17 protein-coding genes are annotated in these 18224 nt (G+C 37.6%); 6 read left to right on the top strand and 11 right to left on the bottom strand.

The features are described 5' to 3' along the window. Positions 1 to 69: 69 nt before the first annotated feature. The 7 genes from MM239_RS15785 to MM239_RS15755 form a co-directional block, all read right to left on the bottom strand. Complete coding sequence (locus MM239_RS15785) at positions 70 to 828, bottom strand: DUF5995 family protein (protein WP_241349220.1); 759 nt, start codon at positions 826 to 828, stop codon at positions 70 to 72. 608 nt (positions 829 to 1436) lie between these two features. After that, complete coding sequence (locus MM239_RS15780; RefSeq protein WP_241349219.1) at positions 1437 to 3209, bottom strand: SLC13 family permease; 1773 nt, start codon at positions 3207 to 3209, stop codon at positions 1437 to 1439. A 108-nt stretch (positions 3210 to 3317) separates the two neighbouring features. Beyond that, entirely contained in the window at positions 3318 to 4145 is an 828-nt protein-coding gene (locus tag MM239_RS15775) for a ZIP family metal transporter (RefSeq protein ID WP_241349218.1), read from the bottom strand. A gap of 261 nt (positions 4146 to 4406) precedes the next feature. After that, a complete protein-coding gene (locus MM239_RS15770) occupies positions 4407 to 4940 on the bottom strand; it encodes a hypothetical protein (RefSeq protein ID WP_241349217.1) in 534 nt (177 codons plus the stop codon). Between the two features lie 17 nt (positions 4941 to 4957). Further along, positions 4958 to 5434: a nucleoside deaminase gene (locus MM239_RS15765; protein WP_241349216.1), complete on the bottom strand. Its 477-nt coding sequence runs from the start codon at positions 5432 to 5434 to the stop codon at positions 4958 to 4960. 135 nt (positions 5435 to 5569) lie between these two features. Beyond that, positions 5570 to 6304 (bottom strand): LytR/AlgR family response regulator transcription factor, encoded by a 735-nt coding sequence (locus MM239_RS15760; RefSeq protein ID WP_241349215.1) that lies wholly within the window; start codon positions 6302 to 6304, stop codon positions 5570 to 5572. Then, a complete protein-coding gene (locus MM239_RS15755; protein WP_241349214.1) occupies positions 6301 to 7377 on the bottom strand; it encodes a sensor histidine kinase in 1077 nt (358 codons plus the stop codon). Before MM239_RS15755 ends, MM239_RS15760 begins: the two co-directional genes overlap by 4 nt. 326 nt (positions 7378 to 7703) lie before the next feature. Here MM239_RS15755 and MM239_RS15750 point away from each other — a divergent pair, with 326 nt between their 5' ends. After that, a complete protein-coding gene (locus MM239_RS15750; protein ID WP_241349213.1) occupies positions 7704 to 10211 on the top strand; it encodes a TonB-dependent receptor domain-containing protein in 2508 nt (835 codons plus the stop codon). A gap of 283 nt (positions 10212 to 10494) precedes the next feature. On the opposite strand, the gene MM239_RS15745 is transcribed toward MM239_RS15750, so the two are convergent. Then, on the bottom strand, positions 10495 to 11475 hold the full coding sequence (locus MM239_RS15745; protein ID WP_241349212.1) for a pyruvate dehydrogenase complex E1 component subunit beta: 981 nt from the start codon (positions 11473 to 11475) through the stop codon (positions 10495 to 10497). Positions 11476 to 11681: 206 nt separating this feature from the next. Here MM239_RS15745 and MM239_RS15740 point away from each other — a divergent pair, with 206 nt between their 5' ends. Next, entirely contained in the window at positions 11682 to 12185 is a 504-nt protein-coding gene (locus MM239_RS15740) for a metallophosphoesterase family protein (RefSeq protein ID WP_241349211.1), read from the top strand. A 123-nt stretch (positions 12186 to 12308) separates the two neighbouring features. Here MM239_RS15740 and MM239_RS15735 read toward each other — a convergent pair whose 3' ends face one another. Next, a complete protein-coding gene (locus MM239_RS15735) occupies positions 12309 to 12446 on the bottom strand; it encodes a hypothetical protein (protein ID WP_241297388.1) in 138 nt (45 codons plus the stop codon). A 133-nt stretch (positions 12447 to 12579) separates the two neighbouring features. On the opposite strand from MM239_RS15735, the gene hisS reads away from it, so the two are divergent. Beyond that, the gene (gene hisS, locus MM239_RS15730) at positions 12580 to 13950 is read left to right on the top strand and encodes a histidine--tRNA ligase (protein WP_241349210.1); all 1371 of its coding nucleotides are present in this window, start codon (positions 12580 to 12582) and stop codon (positions 13948 to 13950) included. A 185-nt stretch (positions 13951 to 14135) separates the two neighbouring features. Here the strand turns inward: hisS and MM239_RS15725 are convergent, their stop codons facing one another. Continuing rightward, positions 14136 to 14417, bottom strand: a complete 282-nt coding sequence (locus MM239_RS15725) for a hypothetical protein (RefSeq protein WP_241349209.1) — start codon at positions 14415 to 14417, stop codon at positions 14136 to 14138. Between the two features lie 222 nt (positions 14418 to 14639). Between MM239_RS15725 and MM239_RS15720 the strand changes: the two genes are divergently transcribed. Both MM239_RS15720 and MM239_RS15715 read left to right on the top strand, forming a co-directional pair. Continuing rightward, positions 14640 to 14972 carry a YbaB/EbfC family nucleoid-associated protein gene (locus MM239_RS15720; protein ID WP_241349208.1) on the top strand — a complete coding sequence of 111 codons (333 nt, stop codon included), beginning with the start codon at positions 14640 to 14642 and terminating at the stop codon, positions 14970 to 14972. Beyond that, entirely contained in the window at positions 14972 to 15973 is a 1002-nt protein-coding gene (locus tag MM239_RS15715; RefSeq protein WP_262918687.1) for a glycosyltransferase family 2 protein, read from the top strand. Before MM239_RS15720 ends, MM239_RS15715 begins: the two co-directional genes overlap by 1 nt. On the opposite strand, the gene MM239_RS15710 is transcribed toward MM239_RS15715, so the two are convergent. Further along, positions 15970 to 16188 carry a PspC domain-containing protein gene (locus MM239_RS15710; protein WP_241349206.1) on the bottom strand — a complete coding sequence of 73 codons (219 nt, stop codon included), beginning with the start codon at positions 16186 to 16188 and terminating at the stop codon, positions 15970 to 15972. The genes MM239_RS15715 and MM239_RS15710 overlap by 4 nt on opposite strands. Positions 16189 to 16268: 80 nt before the next feature. Between MM239_RS15710 and MM239_RS15705 the strand changes: the two genes are divergently transcribed. Next, a complete protein-coding gene (locus tag MM239_RS15705; protein ID WP_241349205.1) occupies positions 16269 to 18062 on the top strand; it encodes a tetratricopeptide repeat protein in 1794 nt (597 codons plus the stop codon). The last annotated feature ends 162 nt before the right edge of the window (positions 18063 to 18224 follow it).

The raw sequence follows: 18224 nt of genomic DNA, 5'->3' as shown, positions 1-18224 counted from the left end.
ATGGTTTTAGAAATTTGGTGTGAAAGAGAAGGAGAAACTTGAGTTTGAATTGTAAACTTTAAAATGATTTCATTTCCCAGCTTCTTTTACCACTTGGTCTAGCTGCTTCATGTTACTTGTCACAGATCTCCATTCGGTGAAGCTGATGATCTTCAATATATTGCTTAGCCTAGAGCCTGGGCGAATCATTTCTTCAGCCAATCCAGCAATGATTAGGTCCCGAGTTGAAATACAATCGGCTTTGTCTATGGCTAAATGATAATCGTTGGCAAATTTCCATGCTCCATCTCTGGCTATCCTGATGCTGAAGTTTACCAATAGCTCATCCTTGTCTTTTGCAAATCTGATTAGGAGTCTAAATAGTGGAGACAATGCTCCAATGTTGTTTTTTACACCGTCTACCAATTCACCAAGCACCACGTTGATGTTGTCAAAATCATTTTTGATCGTTGATAAATTGGCTGTCCCTACTGTTTCTACTGCGGCGATCCCAAGATCTAAATTTATATGGGCATTTATTCCTAACAGAAGATGTTGTAATACAATATGGTGCTTGCTTTTGGCTGCATCAAAAGCGGTCTGCCAACTCTTCGTAATCAACTTTCCTGATTTATATCCTTCATAGGCATCAATGAACCTTTTGGCAAATATAATATCTAGATGCTCCATTCTAGGGTTGTCTTCAAACTCACCTTTGGCTATACCCAGTGCTATACGAACGGTTACTTGTCTATAAAGAATGGCGAAATAGCCTATTCGGGAACTTTCGGACTCACATTCTCCAATTATTTCATCCATTTTAGATATTACTTCCTGAATATTTTTCATAGGGAATTGGCTTTTTGATAAAGTTAATATTTCCAGATAAATTCAAAAAGCTGTTTGAGTAAAATATAATTCTCTACATAATTTAAAATCCATAAATGATTTTTGGATTGGTGTATGCTGCGGATAATATGTTTTCAAGATATTTTCAGTTTAAAAAAAGCACAAATGAGATTTTTGTATACAAGTAGCAGTTTTGTTTGTGGTAACTGATGTTATCAAAATCATTGATTTTGGGAGAGGTGAAGACCAAAGGAAAATTGGAGTATAAAAAACTTTGAAAAAATTTTCTCAAAGTTTTATGGTTGTTTGTTATGTTTTTGTTATGTTTAGAAAATTTTGGTATCGAAAAAACTCACAAAGTTTAAAATTTACCAAAGTAAATATGGCTGAAGTCAGTTGCAAATAAACCCAACAAAGGAATCTTTTTCAAAGATTCCTTTTTTTATGGTTAAAATTTAAACCGATTTTTAGTGATATTATGTTTTTATTCGTTTTTATGGTTAAAATTTTAACCATGTTTCTGGTTTTTAACAAATTATGAACTTTTCAAGAGCTTTCAAGTGCGGGATTACTTTAAAAACTCTGAAAATAGCCTAGATTGAGAGTTTTTATAAAGGCCAGAAGAATAAAATCAGGGGGATTGCTCCCAATGTGATCAAAATTGAAATGGGAACTCCCATTCTTAAATAATCTTTGAAAGCATAGCCGCCTGGTCCCATCACAAGTGTATTGGACTGATGCCCGATAGGTGTCAAGAATGCAGCTGATGCCGCTATGGCAATAGCCATAAGAAAAGGATCTGATGATACATCCATACCTTCTGCAATCCTCAGGGCTATAGGAGCCATCAACACTGCGCAGGCTGCATTGTTAATCACATTAGAAAGAAGCATGGTAGTGACAAAGAATAGTGTTAGGGTAGCAGCAGGAGGGAAGTCTGCTCCGATTTTCACCAATTGACTTGCGATTGTGTTGGCGCCACCAGTTTCTTCCAGAGCAGTTCCTAAGGGGAGCATGGCTCCGAGAAGCACAATAACGGGCCAATCTATTTTTTGATAGATATCTTTGATGCTTAGTGTATTGGTCAAAACCATCGCTAAGGCTGCTAATGTAAAGCTGATCTGGACTGGGATAATATCGGTGATCACCAAGGCAATAGACGTGATAAAAATAGATAGTGCTATGATTACTCTTTTTGGTTTGCCTAACTCGAAGCCCCTGTCAGCCAATGGTAAGCATCCCATAGCTTGTAGGCTGTCATTGATCTTTTCTGTGTTCCCTTGAATCAAAAGGACATCACCTACTTTGAACTTTATCTTGTCAAGTCGCTTTTTAATCTTTTTATCTTGTCTTGAGATTGCTAATAAGTTGACACCAAACCTATTTCTCATACTTAAGCTACTAGCTGTTTGGTTAGTGATAGGAGCTTCGGCCATGATTACAGCTTCTACAATGGATATTTCGCTACTTCCTATGGCCTTTTCTTCCGTTTCTTGATTGGGTACTAGTTTGCTATTGCTTTTTTCCAGAAATTCTTTCAGATCTTCTCCGTCACTAGATATTGTGATAATGTCACCTTTCCTAATTACCATATTCATGTCAGGAGCATGTATCAAATAGCTACTTCGAATCACATTGAGCACTTGAATTTCAGCATCACTGATTTTATGAATATGCATGAGGGGGTTTCCCGCTAACTTACTATCTTCCTCAATGATGATCTCAGTGATGTATTCATCAATATCAAAATAATTGTCGCCTTTTGTGCTACCATTTATTCTTTTTGGAATCCATCTCCAACCTAGTAGGATGATGAAAACAAGCCCAATGATCGTGACGCCAATACCCACTGGGGCAAAATCAAACATGCGAAATGCGTCGCCCATTTCATTGCTACGATAACTAGATATGATGATATTGGGAGGGGTGCCTATCAAGGTGATCATTCCACCTAGAAGTGAAGCAAAAGCAATAGGCATCAGGAGTGAAGAAGGGGAGTTGCCGCTTTTCTTTGCTAGGTGGAGAGCTACAGGCATCATCACTGCAAGGGCACCTATATTGTTCATAAATGCAGAAGCAAAGGCGACAATGGTACTCAATGCAGCGACTTGGAGCAAAGTGTTTTTTCCAATTCTCATCACCCAGTTCCCAATCATATCGATGAGTCCCGAGCTTTGAAGCCCTGCGCTTACGATCAAGATCACGGCAACAGTGACTACTGCAGGATGAGCAAAGCCTACAAAAGCTTCGTCAGGCGGGGTGATTCCGAACAGTACCAACGCTAACAAACACGTTATAGCAACTACATCATAGCGGAATTTACCCCATATGAAAAATACCAAGGCAAACACCAGAATGCCAAATACGATCAACTCGTCCATTTAAGTGATTATTGAGGGTGATAATTAAGGAGTAAATATAAGTACTTAAATCAGGTTTTGGTCTTTAAGTTAACTTTCTGTTTTAAGCAGTATATTTAAGAATTTGATTTATCCTAAAGCTACGTCCAATATCATCATGATAGTAAATCCAGCCATAAATCCTAATACTGCAAGGTCTGTATATTTATCTCTTTGGGTTTCGGGAATCACTTCTTCTACGACCACAAAGATCATAGCACCAGCTGCAAATGATAAAGCGTATGGCAGAATGTCTTGCATGTATATTACGGCGATAGCACCAACTACTCCTGCCACTGGCTCTACAATCGCAGAGAGTTGACCAAACCAAAAACTCCTTCTTCGGCTTACTCCATTCCTTCTTAAGGGCATTGATACAGCCATACCTTCAGGAAAATTTTGTATGGCAATACCTATCGCTAAAGCGATAGCAGCAGTAATACTAGCCCCTTCAAAACCCATAGAGGCAGCACCAAAAAGAATGCCTACAGCAAGTCCTTCTGGAATATTGTGTAAAGTAATTGCTAGAAGGAGTAGGGTCGATTTATGCCATTTGGTCTTCATGCCCTCTGATTCGCTATTGTCGAAATTGATATGCAAATGTGGCATTAACTTGTCCAGTCCAAAGATAAAAAGTCCTCCAGTCAAGAAGCCAACCGCAGCTGGCACCCATGAAGGGTATGGGAAAAGCTCTTCTGAATGCTTGATGCTTGGTGCCAAAAGTGACCAAAAACTTGCCGCAATCATCACGCCTCCAGTGAATCCCAATAATGTATCAAATACAGATCTTTTGACTTCTTTGAAAAAGAAAACTAATGAAGCCCCGAGTGCTGTGACAAGCCAAGTAAAAGTAGTCGCTATAAGGGCAGACCATACGGGGCCTATTTCTTTAGCGAAGGATTCTAAGGTTTCTATCATAGGTTTGATTTTGTGGAATAGTAAAATTACCTACCTTTTTTCTTTTTATCCTTCTCAAAGACCAAATTTGATTTAATTTTTTAATTGTGAAAAGAGATTTTCTTATTCATACGGGAGTCAAAAATAAAATGCCCTAAATCGTTTGACTCATCAAGTCAATGAATAATCAAACTTCTTAAGGCATTTTTGGTATTGATAGCGTCCAAATTAAATTTTGGGAGTTAGCATTCAACTAGATTTATGAATAATCAAGTTGATAAATTATTGAATTTCTGGTGATTCTAATTCAATGTCCAAGTTCACCAATTCTGGCTCTATCTCAAGAAGATCACTGGCATCATCATCACTTACTACATTTCTATCTACCAACTCTGCGACCATGTCCATTTGAATAGCCATGTCGACATTTTCTTTGTGCGATTTTTGGAATTTTTTCATCAACTCATCATCTGAAAGATCGGCATACCTTTCTTTTCTTGCTTTTTTGAGTTGTTCTTTTTTCTCTTGAAGTAGAACTTCTTCTCTTTCTTTAATACTTCTTTTCCAGTCAGACACATAATCCTCTGATAAGGTAGTTCCGAAAAATGGAGCTTCTTCGATGGCGATTGTTTCTTTGCTGCCGTCATCGTGAACAAGTACAAATTCACTTTCACTTTCCTCAAGGAGGTATTGATCGCCAGTTTCTATGTCAGTGATTTTGTCATCTTCATAGATGAACCTTTCTTCAATTGATTTCTCTTGTTTACAAGCAAATAGGACTCCAGCTCCCATTAGTGCAATCATTAGCTTTTTCATAATTTGAGTTGTTTAAATTAATATACAGTTTTATTCTCTTTATTTATCCAGTTGTCAAAAACATCTATGGCTTCTTGTCTCATAAATTGATTGAAAGGTATTTTTCTTTCACTGTGAGGTAATTCAAGCTCTTCATAGATAAATTGATCGTCAAACCCAGCCTTTGCGGCATCAGTTTTGGTGTTGGCATAATATACTTTACTTGGTCTTGCCCAGTAAATGGCTCCTAAACACATTGGACATGGCTCGCAAGAAGTGTACAGTTCGCAACCTTCAAGCTGAAAGCTATTGAGGTTTTTACAAGCATCTCGAATAGCTACTACTTCTGCATGGGCTGTTGGATCATTGGTAGAAGCTACCGCATTGGAGCCTTTGCCGATTACCTTCCCGTCTTTGACTATTACACAACCAAAAGGGCCTCCAATACCTGAATCCATTCCCATTTGAGATAACTCAATAGCCATTTTCATAAAGGATTTTTGTTCTTCAGTCATGCTTCTTAAATTTCTAAAAAGGTTTGTCACATGTGTTGCAAAAATCAAACCACAGTACTTAAACTGCGTATTTTTTGAAATGTTTCAAAATGTTATTTATGAGAATTCTTAATTTTTCTAAAAAATTTCTAAAGCTTATGCTATCCATTTATTCAAAAAGTCCATAAAGCTTTCCTTATAGTTTTCACTGACAGTGATCACTGTATCGCCTATATGAACAGTATTGCGAACTACAGCATCAATATGGTCTAGACCAATAATAAAAGACCTGTGCACCCTCATAAATCTATCGTTTGGGAGCATTTCTTCCATGTTTTTGAGACTTGTTAAAGACAGAATGGGGCTTGTTTTGCCTTGTAAATGAACTTTTACATAATCTTTATAGGCTTCGATTACTTGAATGTCCTTCAGTAGTATTTTGATGAGCTGGTACTCTACTTTTAGAAAAATGTATTCACTTGGAGAAGCAATATTAGCTGAGAGATGGTTTTCTTTCTCTTCAAAAAATTGAAATGCCTTTGTGGCAGATTTGAAAAATTCTTCATAACTGAATGGTTTTAGAAGATAATCCAAAGCCTCTACTTTGTAGCCTTCAATCGCAAAATGATTGTAAGCTGTGGTGAAAATTATCCTAGGTTTGAATTTTCCTTGCTTGCCATCCAGGATTCTAGCGAGCTCCATTCCAGATAAGTCAGGCATTTGGATGTCAAGGAATACCAAATGAACCTCTTCTTGATTGAGAAAACTTAATGCTTCGATAGCATTTTCGAAGGTGGATACAAGTTCCAAAAAAGCTGTTTGGCTAATGAATTTAGCTACTAATTCAAGTGCTAGAGGTTCATCATCTATGGCTACACATTTTAACTTCATTGAAGGTCTATTTTGAGTAAAACATGGTATGTTTTTTCTTCATTCTCACTATCAATCTGCAAAACATACTTTTTGTCATAAAGCAAATCTAGCCTTCTTTTAGTATTTTGAAGTCCAATTCCACTATCTTTTCCCTCTGGAGTTCGGTCTTTGGAATGGAATATGGAGTTTTTAGTCTCAAGTATAAGGGTATGGTTTGATATTTCGATCCCTATGTAGATGTTGCTCACTTGTTGAGAGCTGATGCCGTGCTTGAAGCAATTCTCTATGTACGGAAGGAGCAGCATTGGGGCTACTGGTGCATCTTGATATTTTTCTGGAATAGAAATGGTGAGATTTACCTTTGAGGATAGTCTGATTTTCATCAGTTCTACGAAATCCATCACAAAGTCTATTTCTTTTGAAAGTAGCGTATTGCTTTTTTCTGTCTCATAAAGCACATACCTCATCATTCTACTAAGTTTTAGCAAAGCAGATTTAGATTTCTCTATGTCTATGTTAGTGAGCGAGTAGATATTGTTTAGCGTGTTAAAGAAAAAATGTGGATTGATCTGTGCTTTTAGGTAATTAAGCTCGGAATCAATCTGTTGCCTGTTTTGCTCAAGTCTCAAAGCTTCGTCAATTTGCCATTTTTGTACAGCAGCCACACTTGTGCTGATACCTATCACCATGAAGAATACCAAGAGTTGTGAAATGTCCCAGTAGTAGTTTCGAGGTTTTGGTTTGTAAGGAATGTCTGGTCTATAGGCTTTGTGCATTAGCTCTTGCATGTTTGTCCAGTCATCAAATGCGATGAGCAAGAGGATGCATCCCATTCCAGCGATAAGGTTGACAAAAAGAAATAATGGTATTTTATTTTTGAAAAGAACCTTAGGGATTAGGTAAAAGTAATTGGTATAGAAGATCAATATCAACAAGGAGAAATTCAAACTTTGCTTGATCCAGAATGCTATCGGTCTTTCTACTCCCGCTGACAAAGGGGATAGGATGAATATCACCAAACCAAATAATGCCCAGCCCAAAACGTGGGTTAGTATAGATAGATTTTGTTTGTAATCGGTTTGGATTTTCATGTTGAGCTTGTTTGGCAGGGTAAACAAAAATAAAATTTTGTATTTAAACAATTATTATCTGCGAAACAGGGGATTTTACCGATGAATCATTAGAATCGGTGGATTAATTGTGTTTTGGTTTTGGCCATAATCTTTCATCCCTAAATTCACGGACTTTGTCGATGAATACTTCCATTCAGTCTATTCTATTTTTTTTTGATAATTGAACAAAGTTTCTTTGTTGACGAATTGTGTCTGATCAAAGTAGGGTTTTGAACTCCTCAAAGATTTGGACCATTTTGAGAAAATGTCAAGAGCGAATCAACGAAAGTAAATTTATCATAATAATGAAAACAAAATACCAACTATTGTCCCTCACACTTGTGCTTTGGGCAATGATTTTTCAACAGGCAAATGCTCAAGATAAGCCAGTCTACAAGATTACAGGTAAAGTCATTGACGGTTCGACATCAGAGACTGTACCATACGCAGCTGCGGCATTGATGAATGCAGCGACGATGCAAAATGTGGCTGGGGCTGTTGCAGATATGGATGGAGAGTTTGTGATCACAGGCTTCAAAGATGGGGAGTATGTACTTCAAGTGAGTTTTATGGGCTTTGAAGCATACACTTCTTCAGTGATCTCTATCAGTGCGACCAATTCTAATGTGAAATTGGGAGAAATCAAGCTAGAGCAAGAAGCCATGGGACTTGAAGAAGTTACAGTGCAAGGTCAGCGTCAATTGATAGAAGAGAAAGTGGATAGGACGATCTATAATGCAGAAAATGATCTTACTACTGCGGGAGGAGATGCAAGTGATGTGCTAAGAAGAGTTCCAATGCTTTCTGTAGATTTGGATGGTAATGTATCCATGAGAGGAAGTTCAAATATCTTGGTACTCATAGATGGAAAACAATCAGCTATTGTTGCAAGTAATATTTCAGACGCCTTAAAACAAATCCCCGCTGAAGAGATCAAATCTGTAGAAGTGATTACTTCTCCTTCAGCAAAATATGATGCAGAAGGTACAGGTGGGGTTTTGAACATTATCACTAAAAAGAACAACCTACAAGGAGCGTCTTTGAACGTAAATTCAAGTGCGGGACTTAGAGGATCTAACTTAGGACTAAATGCTAGTCTCAAAAGAGGGAAAATGGGTTGGACGCTTGGAGGCTTTGGTAGAGCTGGATATAATATTTTGGGCTCTTTCGAAAATACACAAACCTTGATCAATCCAGATGGTAGCTCTTCGCTGATTCAGCAGCAAGCAGATACGCGAAACAACATGCTTTTTGGAAGGTATAATTTAGGTTGGGATTATGAAATGTCCAAGAAGGACTTCCTTACAGCTTCTGCAAGTATTGGATTGAGAAACATGAGAAACAAGCAGGATGGACTTTTGACAGAAACTTTTCAGGAAGAAGAATTGATATCTGCGCTTTTGAGAGATGTCAATACAGATAACCTTTCCAATACTATCGATTTGAATTTCAATTATACAAGAACATTTGACAAGCCTCAAAAGGAATTTAGTGTTTCGGGTTTGTATAGTAGAAACAACAATACGAACGATTTCATCAATAGTCTCTACAATGGTACTTTTACAGAGATCATTAGTAGAGTGAAAAATGAAAACCTGGGGGTCAATGAGGAATATACTATTCAGCTTGATTATGTGTCCCCGATTGGAAATAGCAAAAACCAGATCTTAGAATATGGGGCGAAAAATATCTTAAGAAAGGTTACTTCTGATTTCGCATACTTTACAGCAGACGGTTCGGATGGACCATTTGTGAGGGTGGATGATGCTACATTTTCAAATGAATTCACTTACGATCAAAATGTAACTGCAGCATATGCATCTTATACACTTGGGCTTGGGAATGATTATACAGTGAAAGGTGGATTGAGATATGAGTACACAGTAATTGATGCAGATTTTAGAGATTCTAACTTGCCAGCTGATATCCCATCTTATGGAGTTTTCGTTCCTAGTTTCAATTTCGGAAAAAAACTTACCAATGGTAATATGGTCAAAGCAGCATACAACAGAAGAATCCAGAGACCTTCTTTGCAGTTTTTGAATCCAAACTTGAACCAAGCTAACCCTCAGCAGCAGTCCCAAGGTAATCCATTGCTTGAACCTGAATTGACTGATAATTTTGAGTTGGGATATAGTACTTATATCGGTGGAAGCTCATTGAATTTCTCCTCATACTTTAGAAATACAACTGGATCTATTCAGCCAGTGAGAAATGTAAGTGAAGATGATGTGATCTTTACGACTTTTGAGAACATTGGCCGAGAGAGAGCGGTAGGGATGAGTGTTTTTACCAATATCAGTGTTTCTGGAAAATTTTCTTTGAACGGAAGTATAGATACTTATTACTCCATGCTTACCAATGGTCTTGAAAATCCAATGTTTGCCGCATCCAATGAAGGATTTGTGGTGAGTGGAAGGCTATTTGGTAACTATACCCTTCCTAAAGATTGGCAGATTCAAGCCTTTACTTTTGTGAGAGGAAGACAAGTCCAGCTGCAAGGTTCAGCAGGAGGCTTTGGAATGTATGGCATGAGTATCAATAAGCAATTCAATGAAAAAAGAGGAACTATAGGCATTGGAGCGGATAACTTCTTTACCCCTGAGTTTAGAATCAACAATGAATTGGTAACTCCTACTATCGTACAACAAAGTGTAGTAGGTATGAGAAACATGAACTTCAAAATCAACTTCTCTTATAGAATAGGTAAGCTTAGTGTAGATGGTGGTAGAAGGAAAAAAAGAGGCGTGACCAATGATGATATGAAAGAAGGTGGTGAAGGGGCCGCAGGCGCAATGATGAATAATAATTAAGGTACAAAAGCTTGATTTTAAAGAGGCTGTCAGGATAATTCTGATAGCCTCTTTTCATTTTTATGCGGTACTAGATTGCTCAAAAAAACGTCAATAGTAAAGGGGGGTGAGTAACTTTTAATTTGAATAGGACAGTTTATTTTAAAAGTTGATTTAAGATTTTTCATTTTCTAAGAGGTGTTTGTAGAAATTGGCAATAAAAGGGTTTAATAATTTGAATAAAAAAAGCCAACCCAATCAATGTGATCGGGTCGGCCTTTTTTATGTTTTGTAAATAGTTGTATTACTTCTTGTACATTACTTGCTTTACAGCTTCCAAAGTTCTAGCTACATTTGGTAAGGTTGCATCGATATAAGTAGGGGCATAACTCAAAGGGATATCCATAGAATTGACCCTAATCACAGGTGCATCCAAGTAGTCAAATGCATTTCTTTGTAAGTGGTAAGTTATTTCAGAAGAAATTGCAGCAATAGGGTTAGCTTCTTCTATGACTACACATCTGTTGGTTTTCTTCACAGATTCTACCACAGTGGCATAGTCTATAGGTCTCACTGTCCTTAAATCTATCACTTCAGCTTCAATACCGTCTTTAGCCAGTTCTTCAGCAGATTCTAGTGCTACTTTCATCATTTTACCAAAAGAAACGATGGTAACATCTTTACCTTTTCGCTTGATATCAGCCACACCTATCGGAAGAAGGTATTCTCCCTCAGGGACTTCTCCTTTATCACCGTACATCAGTTCAGATTCCATGAAGATCACAGGATCATTGTCTCTGATAGAGGCTTTCAAAAGACCTTTTGCATCGAAAGGGTTAGATGGGACTACCACTTTTAGACCTGGAGTATTTGCAAACCAGTTTTCGAAATTTGAAGAGTGTGTAGCACCTAATTGACCTGCATTTCCTGTTGCACCTCTAAATACAATTGGTACATTGTACGCGCCGCCTGACATAGCGTACATTTTAGCCGCAGAGTTGATGATTTGGTCAATTGCAACAAGAGAAAAGTTGAAGGTCATGAACTCGATGATTGGCCTCAAGCCGTTCATAGCAGCTCCAACTCCCAAGCCGGAGAAACCTAATTCAGCTATCGGTGTGTCATAGACTCTTTCAGGTCCAAATTCGTCCAACATGCCTTGAGATACTTTGTATGCTCCGTTATATTCTGCCACTTCTTCTCCCATGAGAAACACGTTTTTGTCGCGTCTCATTTCTTCTGACATGGCTTCTCTTAATGCTTCTCTGAATTGTATAACTCTCATTTCTTTGTCAAAATTTTCGTGCGTAAAAATAGAAAGTAATCGGGCAATTCCAAAACTGAATCAGGATGTTTAGCCTTTATTTTGATCATTATTGCATGCTTTTTCCAAAATTATGGATTTCAAACATGAAGTGTTTGGATTGCTTTATCATTTCATTCGGTCTACTTAAGGAAATTAGTATTTTTGAAAATCTAAAAAATACACATTTGAAAAGAATAGGATTGATATCGGATTCGCATAGCTATATGGATGAAGCTATAGTGGAGCATCTGAGAAATGTAGACGAAATATGGCATGCGGGAGACATTGGAGATTTGACAATCTTGAATGTCTTGCCTCAAGACAAAGTTCACAGGATCGTGACAGGTAATATAGATGATGAGCTTGCAAGGTCAACTTATCCAGATGAGCTCTGGTTTGAGCTTGAAGGGCTGAAGGTCGGGATGCTGCACATAGGAGGGAAGCCACCAAGGTATGCTAAAGGTGTAAAGAAGAAAATTACAGATCATAAAAGTCAACTTTTTGTCTGTGGACACTCTCATATTTGTAAAGTTATGTATGATGCGACCACCAATTGTATCTACATGAATCCTGGAGCTATAGGTAGACATGGGTTTCATGTGATGAGGACAATGTTGACTTTTGATATAGAGGCTGGAAAGTTGAAAAATCTCAAAGTGATTGAGCTTGGTAAAAGAGGTGTGTTGTAAAAGAATCCAGTTCACTGCAAACTTATCAAAGCTTCAGGGTTTTGAGGATTGGAGAATAATAAAAAAGGTAACGATGTGATCGCTACCTTTTTTATTTCTTTAGAAAATTTTCAAGTCTCATGCTTAGAAGTTTTTCTTCAATTCTTCTACATCAACATTTTTGATTACCGGCTTGGCACTCAATTGTTTGATTTTGATAACTCTTGTATTCTGAGCTTGTCTTTTTCTTCTTAATTTTCTTTTTAATGTAGTAACAGCCATCGTATTATCTGTTTATATGATCTCAAATGAAGCGCAAAATTAATATAAAATTCTGAATTGCCCCTGTTTTAGTGGTAATATTTTTAATTGTTTGTTAGCTTCTGTTAACTTTGTCAAAAAAAATATCCTATTCATGGCAATTAAAAAACCAAGTCTTCCAAAAGGTACACGTGATTTTGGTCCATTACAAATGGCTCGAAGAAACTACATTTTTGATATAATCAAAGATACTTTCAAATTGTTTGGCTTTCAGCAGCTGGAGACACCAGCGATGGAGAATTTAAGCACTTTGACAGGTAAATATGGGGATGAAGGAGATCAATTGCTTTTCAAAATACTAAATAGTGGGGATTATCTAAAAGATGTAAGTCCTCAAGACCTTGAGTCAGGTGCAGTTGCTACTTTATCAAAAGTGTCAGAGAAAGGATTGCGTTATGATCTTACTGTTCCCTTCGCAAGGTATGTAGTGATGAATAGGAATGAGGTGACTTATCCTTTTAAGAGATATCAGATTCAGCCTGTTTGGAGGGCTGATAGGCCACAGCGAGGAAGGTACAGAGAGTTTTATCAATGTGATGCAGATGTAGTTGGTACAGATAGTTTGGTTTGTGAGTTGGAGATTTTGCTGATGATCAAGAGAGTTTTTTCCAAATTGGGACTGAAGGATTATAGCATCAAACTGAACAATAGAAAGGTTCTTGCAGGACTTGCGGAAGTAATCGGTGTACCAGGAAGGGAATCAGAATTATGTGTAGCCATAGATAAATTAGATAAAATTGGATGGGGAAAAGTTCAAGAGGAATTGGTTAGTAGGGGTTTTGACCCAAAGGATATCGAAAAGCTTCAACCGATTATAGATTTAAAAGGAAGTAATCAAGAGAAATTGTCCTTCCTTAAGGATTTTTTGAGTTCCTCTGAGGTTGGAATCAAAGGGATAGAGGAGTTGCAAAGTGTGCTTGATTTGTTGGCGAGCTATGGTTCGGATGAAACTTATGTGGATTTTGATGTGGTTTTGGCCAGAGGTCTATCTTATTACACAGGTGCCATTTTTGAAGTTAAGGTTAACAAGGTGTCTATCGGTTCTGTAAGTGGAGGTGGTAGGTATGATAACTTGACGGGTGTTTTTGGTTTGGAAGGCGTTTCAGGTGTTGGGTTTTCTTTTGGTGTGGACAGAATCTATGATGTACTAGAAGAACTTGACCTTTTCCCAAAGGATCAGCTAGAAGGAACAAAGGTTTTGGTTACCTATTTTGATGAAGAAGGAGTAAGTTACGGTTTGCGAGTATTGGCAGCTTTGAGAAATTCTGGTGTTGAATCTGAGCTCTACCCAGATCTTGCAAAGATTAAAAAACAATTCACCTACGCAGATAAAAAGCAGATACCTTATGTGATTGTACTTGGGTCTGAGGAGATCAATAGTAATAAGGTGAGTTTAAAAGACCTTAAGACTGGTGAGCAGACTACTTTATCAATAGAAGAAGCAATTCAAGCGGTGAAATCATAAGCTAAAGAAGCCTGACAAATTTGAAATGTCAGGCTTCTTTAATTGTTGTTTAATAGCCTTGTTTTACAAGACAATGAGTGGATTTGTAGTTTTATAGTACACTATGTTGTGTTAAAAGTTTCGCTGAGCCCACGTGTTATTTTGAATATTAAACTTTCTTAGCTATCAGGCTTTCGATTTTTCTTTTAATTCACTTCATGGATTGCAGAGACGGGGATGTGAATACCACCTTTCAGAGATACGAAGTCTTGCCCTACAGCCCAGATTGTGGTGTCTACTTTGTAAGTTTTTTCGTCTGTTGTTTCGAATGTGATTTGTACTTTGTTTTGTAGTAAATTACCCAATGCCTGAGCTCTATAAAGATCACTCCACCTTTTTTTGATATCTTCCGCACTGGTTAGAACCTCCCCCTTCTTGAAGGACAGATTTTTGATTTCTTCTTTCTCGATTTTTTCAATGGTTTTCATGGGTACTTCAATGATTTAATTGTTTCAATACCATTAATATACTGATATTATGTGGTAAAAGTTTGGTTTTTAAGATTAAATTATTGATATTTTTTTAAAATTAAAATTTTATATTTATGAAATTTATTTAGGTAAATTTTATTTGGTTTTGCCTACTTGTTGGCAGAATTAGAAAAATCTTATATTTGTACACAATAAGTACATCCTATAAAAGAATTAGATATGTTTGATTTCATGAATATCATGAATAAGGTGAAGGAAGCGCAGGGCAAGATCAAAGAGACGCAAGCTAGGCTGGTGCATTTGACAGCTTCAGGTGAAGCTGGAGCTGGAATGGTGCGTGTGACAGTGAATGGTCACAGGAAGGTTCTCAGCATAGAAATGGACGAATCCTTGGTCAACCCTAATGATAAAGAGATGTTGGCTGACCTTACCGTAGCGGCTACCAACAAAGCATTGGAAGCCATTGAATTCAAAATCAAAGATGAGATGAAAGCAGCAACTGACGGAATGTTGCCCAATATCCCAGGGATGGATTTAGGCAGTATGTTTTGATGCAGGAGGCTGCCATAGTCATATTGAATTTTAACGGGGAAGAAATGCTGAAAAGGTTTCTTCCTTCTGTTTTATTACACTCTTCATATCCCATAATTGTAGCTGATAATGCAAGCTCAGATGGATCTGTAGCATTTTTAGAGTTGAATTTCCCAAGCGTTCAAATCCTTTCGATGCCTTCCAATACTGGTTTTGCAGGAGGGTACAATGAAGCACTAAAGTTGGTCGAGGGGCAATATGAATTTTACATTTTGTTGAATTCGGATGTGGAAGTCACCTCCAGTTGGGATGTAGACTTGGTTGAATTCTTGAAGTCTAAGCCATTAGGGAGTAGTGTTCAGCCTAAAATCACCTCAGCTTTACAATCGGGGTATTTTGATTATGCTGGCGCGGGTGGAGGATTTATAGATAGTTTAGGATATCCATATTGTAGAGGAAGAATCTTCAATACTATTGAAAGAGATTCAGGGCAATACGATGATGTTTCGCTAGTGGATTGGTCTTCGGGAGCTTGTATGGCAATAAAAGCCATAGACTATCATTTAGTAGGAGGTTTTGATGATAGATTTTTTGCCCACATGGAAGAGATTGATTTGTGCTGGAGATTGAGGAGTTTGAAAAAAGAGATTTATTATTTAGGTAAGGTAGAAGTAAAGCATTTAGGAGGAGGTACCTTATCCCGGTCTAGCCCCAAAAAAACTTACTTAAATTTCAGAAATTCACTTTTGACATTATACAAAAACAAAACTACGGTGAATTTCTTATTCGTTTACCTGATAAGGGTTGTTTTGGACTTGATTGCTTCCACAGTTTTTTTATTTCAAGGAAAAGCAAAAGATGCAATCTCTGTCCTTGGATCTCACCTAGGTTTCTTTAAGATCAAAAATAAAAGTTTAAACAAAGATGTGGCATTAAAGTTGCCCGCTGTATCGACTGATAAAAAGACCTCAATTCTTTGGCTCTACTATATCAAAAGAAAAAAGACTTACACTCAACTTTAATCAAAAAGTACAGGGTTATTCATTTTTCTAAAATATTTACGGATTTTCATGGTCATGGCCATAATGATATACATGATCACTGGAGAGCCTAGCGTGATGAATGAGCTATAGATGAAGAAGAGGCGAATGCTATCGATAGGGAAGTTTAGCTTCTCTCCAAGTCTGGAACAAACACCGAAGGCACGATCCTCAAAAAAGAGCTTTAGTTTATTCATGATGTATTTGAGTTAGAGTGATTTAAAATCAATATAATAAAGTTATAACAATAATTGGAGTAATCTATTTTAATGCCAATATGTTTAGATTAATAAGAAATATTTCTAAAGCATTGCTAATTGCTGTCTTACTGTCAAATTGCAGCCCAAAGTTAAGCAAATTTGATAACCTTCTGGATGGAATTGTCGCAAAACCTCAGGCCTTGACCATGCACAGGGATTCGGTAAGGTTCAAGTTGGAAGGTGCGATACCTTTGCAATATCTTAAAAGTGATGTGAAAATTTTGCTATATCCAGAGTATAGCTATGGTGAAGGTGCTTTGAGGTTAGCGGAGATAGTGGCTTTTGATGGAACTTACACGAAAGTAGTCAATCAAGCAAAAATTGACGCAGATTTCGTTTTTCCATATTTACCTGGAATGGAATCGGGTGAGTTGATCGTCAAGGGTTTGGTTATGCAAAAGGGAGATGCCAGAAATGTTACTTCTAAGAAAGTTGCTGATGGGCTTTATACTACACCTTTATTGGCAAGAGTAGGTCAAGTTACACCTGATGAGCCAATTCCACCTATTGGTGTATATATGAAATCTGATTTTTCGGATCTACAAAGAGAGATCATCAAAGTTCACACTGTCAAGTTTGGACAAGGGAGCAGTATGTTGGACGCAGGGAGCTTGATAGGTGAAGATGGAGAACCAATAGTGAGCCTGATAGCGTCTGGGAAAGTATTGAAAAAAATTAATGTGGTGGGTATTCATTCATTCGAAAGTCAGGAATTGAACAAGCCTAGTCTAGCTCAACAAAGAGGTGAATCAGCCAGACAGCGTGTAAGAACCTTGGTCAATAACCCAAATGTCCAAGTTACTTCAAGTCATAGAAATCAAGACTGGTTTGATCTCAGGGTCCTCTTGGGTGATTATGAAGGCATTACCTCTACTCAAAAAGAAGAGATCTATAATGTTATCCTGAGTGATAAAGCATTTGATACCCAGCTTCGAGAATTACAAAGACTTTCGAGCTACGCAAAAGTTTCTAGAGATCTTTTTCCAAAGTTGAGGGTGGCGAAAATTGAAGTGACCTATGAGAATACTGGTTTTTCAGATCCTGAGGTAGCTGCAAATGTTCATCGATTATTACAAGATGGGAAATCTATCAATACATTGACCAAAGAGCAATTGATTTATGCCGGTGAATTGGCTTCAAGGCTAAGCGAGAAAGAGAGGATTTATTCAAAACTTGTTGAAATTCATGATTCTGAATTGGCTCAAAACAATTTGGGGGTAGTTTATCTCAATTTGGCGCAAAGAGAATTGAATCATAAGGAGAAGAATCAATTGATCACAAAGGCCATGTCGCATTTCAGACAAGCCAATCGAATGAATGCAACGTCCTACGCTTTCCATAATCTTGGTCAGGCCTTTTTGCTGCGTGGAGATTATTTTGAAGCTTATGTAGCAATTTCAGAAGCATCTTCACTTGAAAGAGATGAAACGAATGATTTCTTGAGGTTCAATGAAGGTTTGAGAGGTGCTATAGATATCATTAATGGAGATTATAAACTCGCCACTATTCGCTTAAATAGAGCACCTGAAAACCAGCACAACTTATTTAATAAAGGGTTAGCCTATTTTCTAGCAGAGGACTATCAGAATGCTTCAGAGTCCTTTGAGGAATCTGTCCAAGTAGATCGAAACTACGGTTATGGATTCTATGGTTTGGCTATGGTTGCAGCTGTTTCAAACGACAGGTCAAGATTGTACGAAAATCTTAAGAAAGCTGTGGAACGAAGTGAGTATCTCCGAGAGCGTGCTTTGAATGATTTGATTTTCAAAAAGTTCAGGGCAGAGCAAGAGTTTTTGGAAGCTTTCAAGTAAAAAAGGGTCAGTCATCATAAGGTGGCTGACTTTTTATTGTGTGCCGTGCATGGTAACTAACTAGGTGGTGAAAGTCCACTGTGGGGGTTTGTAATCGCCAACCACTAGCCAAGAGCAAGGGTGTCCATTGCGAAGTGGAATCTGAAGGAAGCTGGCGGCAAA

This window comes from Belliella filtrata, from assembly GCF_022549775.1.
In the GTDB taxonomy this organism is placed as follows: Bacteria; Bacteroidota; Bacteroidia; order Cytophagales; family Cyclobacteriaceae; genus Belliella; species Belliella filtrata.
Note: the sequence above shows the minus strand (reverse complement) of the source record. Positions and strands in the feature narration are given on the sequence as shown.